This window comes from Moorena sp. SIO3I6, from assembly GCF_010672095.1.
This window is the reverse complement of record NZ_JAAHHU010000239.1, coordinates 1-7,626: the sequence shown is the minus strand read 5'-3', so window position 1 is coordinate 7,626 and position 7,626 is coordinate 1. Positions and strand designations below refer to the sequence as shown.

Annotated in this window: 8 protein-coding genes; 2 read left to right on the top strand and 6 right to left on the bottom strand. The window is 39.0% G+C overall.

The genetic code is table 11. The features are described 5' to 3' along the window. On the top strand, nt 1-182 hold a 182-nt coding region (locus F6K49_RS32580), incomplete at its 5' end, for a hypothetical protein (RefSeq protein ID WP_293103318.1). Between the two features lie 298 nt (nt 183-480). Here F6K49_RS32580 and F6K49_RS32575 read toward each other — a convergent pair. The 4 genes from F6K49_RS32575 to F6K49_RS32560 all read right to left on the bottom strand — a co-directional run bounded on the left by F6K49_RS32575 (nt 481) and on the right by F6K49_RS32560 (nt 4,133). Next, a complete protein-coding gene (locus tag F6K49_RS32575) occupies nt 481-1,248 on the bottom strand; it encodes an SDR family NAD(P)-dependent oxidoreductase (protein WP_293039470.1) in 768 nt (255 codons plus the stop codon). Nucleotides 1,249-1,482: 234 nt separating this feature from the next. After that, nucleotides 1,483-2,025 carry a hypothetical protein gene (locus F6K49_RS32570; RefSeq protein WP_293039472.1) on the bottom strand — a complete coding sequence of 181 codons (543 nt, stop codon included), beginning with the start codon at nt 2,023-2,025 and terminating at the stop codon, nt 1,483-1,485. Nucleotides 2,026-2,151: 126 nt separating this feature from the next. After that, nucleotides 2,152-2,910 (bottom strand): nucleotidyltransferase domain-containing protein, encoded by a 759-nt coding sequence (locus tag F6K49_RS32565; protein WP_293065643.1) that lies wholly within the window; start codon nt 2,908-2,910, stop codon nt 2,152-2,154. Nucleotides 2,911-3,194: 284 nt separating this feature from the next. Continuing rightward, complete coding sequence (locus F6K49_RS32560; RefSeq protein ID WP_293103316.1) at nt 3,195-4,133, bottom strand: nucleotidyltransferase domain-containing protein; 939 nt, start codon at nt 4,131-4,133, stop codon at nt 3,195-3,197. 177 nt (nt 4,134-4,310) lie between these two features. Between F6K49_RS32560 and F6K49_RS32555 the strand changes: the two genes are divergently transcribed. Then, nucleotides 4,311-5,453: an IS4 family transposase gene (locus tag F6K49_RS32555; protein ID WP_293103313.1), complete on the top strand. Its 1,143-nt coding sequence runs from the start codon at nt 4,311-4,313 to the stop codon at nt 5,451-5,453. Between the two features lie 28 nt (nt 5,454-5,481). Here F6K49_RS32555 and F6K49_RS32550 read toward each other — a convergent pair whose 3' ends face one another. Together F6K49_RS32550 and F6K49_RS32545 are read right to left on the bottom strand one after the other, a co-directional pair. Next, nucleotides 5,482-5,949, bottom strand: a complete 468-nt coding sequence (locus F6K49_RS32550) for a helix-turn-helix domain-containing protein (RefSeq protein ID WP_293103310.1) — start codon at nt 5,947-5,949, stop codon at nt 5,482-5,484. A gap of 199 nt (nt 5,950-6,148) precedes the next feature. Then, nucleotides 6,149-6,685 (bottom strand): helix-turn-helix transcriptional regulator, encoded by a 537-nt coding sequence (locus tag F6K49_RS32545; protein WP_293070871.1) that lies wholly within the window; start codon nt 6,683-6,685, stop codon nt 6,149-6,151. Nucleotides 6,686-7,626 lie beyond the last annotated feature (941 nt).

The window sequence follows — 7,626 nt, the reverse complement described above, 5'->3', positions numbered from 1 at the left end:
TATTTGGAGAAGCCGTTTCTAAAAGAATTGAAGGAGAGCCTTGGTTTTGGTTAGGAACCTTAAGCTTAGTTGTGATTAATGCCGGGATTGGTTTGATGATTGAAAGCGGATTGATATCCGGTTTTCCCAGAGATAACGTTGCCAAAGACGACTCAAAAGAGTCAGTTCTAAAGACTGAATAAAGGTTTTATCTAAGCATATGCGCTACGCGCACGCTACGCGAACAGCGGTCAGCGGTCAGTGGTCAGCTTAAAATCAACCTCTTTCGTGACTATTAAACTAATCCTTACCTGTTTTCTTTAAAAGACTTTCCTCAAATTAAACTAATCCTTAGCTGTTTTCTTCAAAAGCTGATAGCTGATAGCTGATAACTGATAGCTGATAACTGATAGCTGATAGCTGATAGCTGATAGCTGATAGCTGATAGCTGATAGCTGATAACTGATAGCTGATAGCTGATAGCTAAATGCTTACACTAGTTTACCAAGGTAACTGGCTTCCATCCCAGGAGAAAAACTGTCCACTATCCCCTTTATCCAGCTTTTCAATCACCGCCAGTAGTTGATTAACAGTACGCTCTACTGGGAATAACTTATCAGCAGGTACATTTTTTTGAAAGGGTTTAGAAAGGCGCGTATTGGTTGTACCAGGATGCAAGGTAACAACGATAGTTTGAGGACTTTTTCTACTGTATTCAATCGCCACCGTTCGCATAAACATATTTAAGGCTGCTTTCGATGCTCGATAGCCATACCATCCTCCCAGTTGGTTATCACCAATACTGCCAATTTTGGCAGAAATGCTAGCAAAAATACTGCGATCGCTATGACGGAATAATGGTAATAAATGTTTAGCCAGCAACACTGCTCCAATACTGTTAACCTGGAAGTAGCGCATCAAGTGTTCTGAATTAATCTGTTTCAAGCTTTTTTCTGGTTGTAAGCTTCCGTCATGAAGCAATCCAACACAATTAATCACTAAGTGGAGTTTGTTTATCCCTACACTAATTTGTTTGATAGCTTCAGATACTTGCAACTCGTCGGTAATATCCATCGATAGACAAACTAATCGATTAGGATAGTTGTTTTCAAGGGCAATTAATTCCGAACTAGAATCACGGTTACGATAAGTGCCATAAATCTTGGTAAAGGATTCATCTTGCAGCAATTGTTTGACAAAAGCCAGACCAATACCTCCATTGGAACCGATAATTAAGGCATTGGCATTGTTAATTCTATCTATAGACATTTATTAGCGCTCCCCGTAGGGAGTAGGGAGTAGGGAGTAGGGAGTAGGGAGTAGGGAGTAGGGAGTAGGGAGTAGGGGGCAGTGTAAATTAGCCTGAGTTTTCATGATATATTTGGAAATGCTATAGTATTAGATATCAGCTATCCCCTTAATTATAAAACTTTAGCGTTTAAAAGTCCCCACTGAAATATCAACACTAACTGGGTCTTCATTATCCACTAAGCCATCGCCATTTTAATCCCAAACAGAGGTCGCAAAAAACCCGCAACGAATATCGATTTCCTGCTCAGAAACTCTCAAAAATAGAGACCCCTGTTTGGTCGCGCATTTAAATTCTGCTTTCTGGACTAGCTCTGGAGCATTTCTGCGTAATTGAGGCAATACTTTCTGGCACTGTTGGTCAGAATTAGAGCAAACCAATGGCTTCACAAAAGTATAATCATTCGCTACTAACGGCAAAACCCCTAACCATGTACCAGTGCGATTGCCATTTCCTACGGGTTTATCCCAACAAATAAAGCTGACTCGCTGGGGTTCTTCTTGATTCTGAAAAACCTTTAAACTGAAACTTTTGCTATCACTACACTCCCTTTCCCATTCAGCTATTTGTTCGGGAAAACTATCGCCAAGGTCAGCTAAAACTTCCTGACATTGGCGTTCACCACAATCCCCTGCTACCTGCTGAGGCTGGGTCTTATCTGCTGGGGTTTCACTAGCACAACCAAGCACAAGCAGAGCAAATATCATACTAGAAATTGCTAATTGTTTTACTTTCATTTAAAAATTTATTTATAATTATTATTATAGCATTTTCTAGAAATTTTATTCCTTGCTCCCTGCTCCCTGCTCCCTGCTCCCTGCTCCCTGCTCCCTGCTCCCTGCTCCCTTTGCTATATAGCAATTTCAATGTAAATTTGCCATCCTCAATCTACAGAGCAAATCATTCAAAGCATCCTTAGCTGATGGTGCTTCTGGTAACCAACTAGACTCAGATGCTTCCTCTAATTTACTCTGTAGACGATTATATTCTCCCTCATGAAAATTCAAATTTGTATCTTCCAATACAGACTTTTCTACTCCTGCTAGCTTTCGAGCAATTAAATCTGGAATATAAGGTAACTGGAACACCTCATTCAGCTTAACCAAGTTAGCCTCTATTTCCCCAGTTTTCATTAAATGGATACCAGTCAACAGCACCCGATAGACGTAAAGCAAAGGTTTGACACGACATGGACTCATCTTTTGAAACAGTTTCCATTGAGTTCGGGAAAATCCTAGATAGTGATGGGCATGGTAGCGAGTAATGCATTGTTTTGCGATCGCTTTTAATTCCTCATGCTCCGGTGTAGTGTGAATAACTAGGGGTGAGTACAGCTGCTCTAAGACATAACCATTCTTTTTCAGCAGCATCTCAAAGAACTTTTTGATATCGTGAGTGACTAGATCCAGTTCTATGGAATCCCGAATTTCCGAGACTTCAATCGTTTCCGGTCCCGGGTCCAGTCCTATAACCTTCTGCACTGGCAGAATGTGACTACCACGCAAATCATAATCAGAATCTGGTGAAGGGAAACCATACAAATGGGCTCCACTGAGGGTAGCAAATAACAGTGGATGGGGTTGAGTATAAATTACAGTTAGTAGTTTTTGGTTTAAATTCATATACAGCAGTTTTCAATTGGGTGAGGTACATGTTTTTAGGAAGCAGGGAGTAGGGAGCAGGGAGAAGGGAGCAGGCAAGAGGCAAGAGGCAAGAGGCAAGAGGCAATAGTGAAACAATCCTGTGTAACTCAGGTGCGACCTGTGGTGAATTTAATTCTTAATGGGTCAAGCGCACCTAATAGTTAGGAAAAACGCTGTATAACTATAGCAATCCGTGTAATAATTGTGATAATTTTGGTTTCCTGTTGCCTACTCCCTACTCCCTGTTCCCTGTTCCCTATTCCCTATTCCCTGTTCCCTTTCCTATAAACCATACTTTGACGTGCTTTAATCAAAAACTGATTAGCTGCTTCATAATCCGGACGTTCTGGCAAATTAGTGTTGGCAAAAGCAGCATCAAACTCTTGATGTAAACTCAATCGCCAAGCAGTAACCTCCTGCCATGGCATTTCATCCCGACGGATGGCTAGGAGTTGTTGCCGATACTCCTCAACTTTCACTGGTACAAACCCCTCTTTCAAGACTGTGATCCCTGAGAGCAATAAACGGATTAAGTGCATAGCATGTTTTAATCGAACTGCTCCTTTAGTCCGAAAATCTTGCTCCATTTTCTTAAATTGGGACATCACATACCCATTATAGGTTTGGTAAACCAACTTAGACAGAAAAATATCTCGAATAGCTAGCAATTCCTTGGCTAGGGGAGTGGCTGTTTCCACTAGTGGTGTGTAGAGACATTCCAACACATTTGGATTAGCTTTCAGTGCCAAAATGATAAACTTTTGCAGCTCCCAGTAGCACTCCTGAGTCTCGTGGTTTTCTAACTGTTCCGGAATTCCATACAAAGACCAGTGAACCACAGCTGGTGGCAGGTAAATACCCCGTCTGTCTGTATCAGAGTTTTCATCATCCAGACCAAATGCTCTCGACCCTACTACACAGCGGTAGATAACATGATCATATAAATTTAACTCTGTGAGTAAGTCTTCCGAGAGCTGTAACCCTTCTTTTTGGAAGTGTTTACGAATACTAAATTCATGGCGACGTAGGGTAACTTCCCTATCATCAGGCAAACGCACCCGATAGGCATGGGAATCATCTGTTGGTGCCTTGACTATTACACCAACTGCTCCTTGTACACATAATGTTTCACCCGCAGAGTTTTTAGCAGCCACACGAGTTACCACTTGGGTACCGACTGGCAAGATTAGGTGAGGATTCATTTATTATAAGTTTTTTGTATCAACCCTAATATTAAAATATTATAGCCTTCTTAAGTAAGATATAAAACTCTGACGGGGTGACGAAACAGGCTGAAATGCTTGCTATGTAAAGCTAGTAGCATTTTGTGGTAAAAAAAAGTAGGTCTCTAAATTTGCAACAAGACCTACGTATTGACAATGTTACCAACATTCTACCAAAACCACCTAAAAAGTCAATTAAGTCTAGCCGATTATATTTTTTTAAAAATCCTGATTAATCTTTTACAATTAATCAAGAAAGTCAGTTTGGAAAAGTTAGCAAATGCTCTCCCTTTACCCATTAAATTTGAAAGCAAAATAAAAAGAATACAAAGATTTTTATCGCTGCCAAATCTCACCATTGAAAAAGTTTGGCTTCCAATAGTTGAAGAAGTTTTGAAAACATACTTTACCTCGGACAAACTAATTTATATAGCAATAGATCGAACAAGTTGGGGTCGTATTAATTTATTCATGGTTAGCCTCATTTGGGATAAAAGGGCGTTTCCAGTATATTTTACTTTGTTGCCAAAGTTAGGGAGTAGTAATCTAACAGAACAACAAATAATATTGTCAAAAGTTATCCCGCTTTTTAAAAACTATCAAATCTGCCTGTTGGGAGATAGAGAATTTTGCTCTGTCAAATTAGCAAAATACTTACAGGACTTGGGTGTGTATTTTTGCTTACGCTTAAAAAATAACGAGTTTATTGAATATAAAAAAACTAATTGGCTTCAACTTAATGATTTAGGTTTAGTACCAGGAGTGTCTTTATTTATCCAAGGAGTTAAAGTTACTAAAACTCGTGGATTTTCAAATTTTAATGTGGCTTGTAAGTGGCAACGTAAACTCAAAGGAATAGCGCAGAAAGAAGGATGGTTTATTCTGACAAATTTTGAAAAATTAGAGTTGGCGATTTCCGCTTATAAAAAAAGATTTAATATAGAGGAAATGTTTAGAGATTTCAAGAGTGGTGGTTATAACTTAGAAAACACAAAGCTTGAGGATAAACGGTTTATTTCGATAGTTTTATTGATAGCGATAGCTTACACTTCTGCAACTTTCCAAGGTCAAACTATTAAACGTAAAGGAATACAAAACTATGTAGCTCGTGTAAAAGAATCTGGACGTAGGGAGCGGAGGCATAGCAGTTTTTACGTTGGTTTGTATGGTCAAACCTGGATGAATTTTAAGGATGTTTGTCTAAAATTAGTAACCGAATTAATGAAATTAAATCCTAATAAACGAAAGTATTATCAACGCGGTTTAAGGGCTAGGTCGCTTATAGAATCTGCGTTTTAGCTCATTTCGTCACCCCCTCAGTATAAAACTAGGCTTGATTGTAAATACGATTCAGTATTTTATCCAATAATTCTTTATTTTGATAATGATTATTGTTTTTTGATTCTTCCACACTACTCCTGGCTTCAGCTATTAATTTATAATAGCTAGTCCGGGATTTAAAAACTACATTATATTCCTCAATCAAATAACCCTCTAATTTATCAAAATTACATTTATATTGTTTTTTAATCCAAGTGATAACTTCTTGCTTTTGTTTTTTAGTTAAATAGCCTTTACCCCCTTTATAAGATAATTTTAATCCTTCTACACCCGCTGCATGAAAAATTTTTCTCCACTTACTAATGAAGCTCTTTGATACATTTAAGAATTCGGATATTGCTTGATATTCCAAGCCTTGTATGGCAAATTTTACAGCTAGCGCTCTTTTTAATTCTCTTGAATCTGGATTACTCTTAATCCACTTATCCAACTCTCGGTTTTCTTTATTTGACATAGAGTTTTGCTCCCCTATTTTTGAAAAAAATTAGTATATTTTATGATTCTTAACTCAACGTAGTAATAATTTTAGTGAAATTAGTAATTATAATGATGAACAAATTTAAATTTGATTACCACCAATACCTACTCCCTAAAAGCCAGGGCTAAAGTCCCTAAATCAATTGAGTAGTGCTATATAGTAATGGTAATACCTATCAGTATTTTTGTTTAGCGTAAATGTTTTTTAAGTGCTTTTTAACCGTATTGATGCTGATAAATAGCTGCTGGGCAATTTCTCGGTAAGTAAAGTTCGCTTTTTTAAGTGACCATATTTGCTCTTCCCGGGGAGTTAACCCATATTTGAGCGCATCAGTGCTAGCGGAATTTTGATAAGATTGATTTTGATCTTCTAGGGTTACTAAGAGGTAAGGATCTGGGGATAACTCTAACGTTAACCATCTAACCCTAACCCGAAAGTTAACTGACTTATCCACTTTAATTTCAGCTTCGAGAATTAGTTTGCGATCGCAAAACCACTCACGACTATCAATTAATGATTCGCAAACTCGCCAAATTTGGTCAGGGATAGAATTTATCTGTGACCTACCTTGAGTGATTTGAGAACACATTCGACGTCCACACTCATTGGCATGAAACCAATCTTGGTTAATAGTTAGAATCAGCACCCCATCCACAAACCCCTCAAGGATTGCTTGGATCAGTAATGGGGGTTCTGATCTTGTTTGTGCCATGACTAGCATTACCTGAATTACACATTATCCAGAATTCCGAATTTGCCCAGCCTTTGCTAGACACAGTTTTGGATCAGCTTTGGCTCAGCTGGTGATCACAACAGATGAGCCAAAATTGGCACTTGACAATTGGTATAATAAAGTATAATAATTTTGATTTCTCAGCTGGCTCTAGTTTGGATTATTAACACATCAAGTAGCAAAGAATTGTGAACAGGATTGTGAAGAGGTTTCCTGAGGTGCGACCTGTGTGGAATTTAATTCTTAATGGGGAAAGCGAACCTAAGTGTTGGTGGGATCTTGTCACTTACTTTAGGAGTATGTCTACTGACAGAGGCTCCGATCGCTCTTAGCGGAAGCAAAGCTTCATCGCGTAGCGTGGGCGTAGCCCATTAAGATTCTCTGGGTCGCGAGGATGTTTGAGAAGTAACACATGTTTGGCATCAGCGATCATTATCGGAAATCTGAGGGACTTTGAGCCACTTACCCCCTTGCTTTGGCGGGTTAGGGGGGTATGTACGAGTAGGCTCCAACACCTTTAAAATAGCCTCTTAGACCTGGAATATGCCTAAGGGCGTTTACCAGAGTTTAGCTGCGATTTCCTTGAGCTTAGCTATTGGTTTGATTCTAATATAGTATGCATTTTTATTTGAAATGTAAACAGCGGACCCGTCGAAACAGGGAACTTCGGATCAGGGAACAGGGAATAGTAGGAAAGAGCTCCAAAGAGTTTTTGATGTTATGAGACATCAGCAAGATTGTTCATGACCTATTTGTAAATCCTATAGCTGAGGTGAGATTTTGCCATCTTTACAAGCATCTCGACAGGGAAGACTAACAATTAAACAGTATCGAAACCGAAAGGGATGGACGATAGAGGATCACAGATGGCTGGTCGAGGCGAGTAAGATCTTAAATCCAGATATCGACTGGGCATCCTC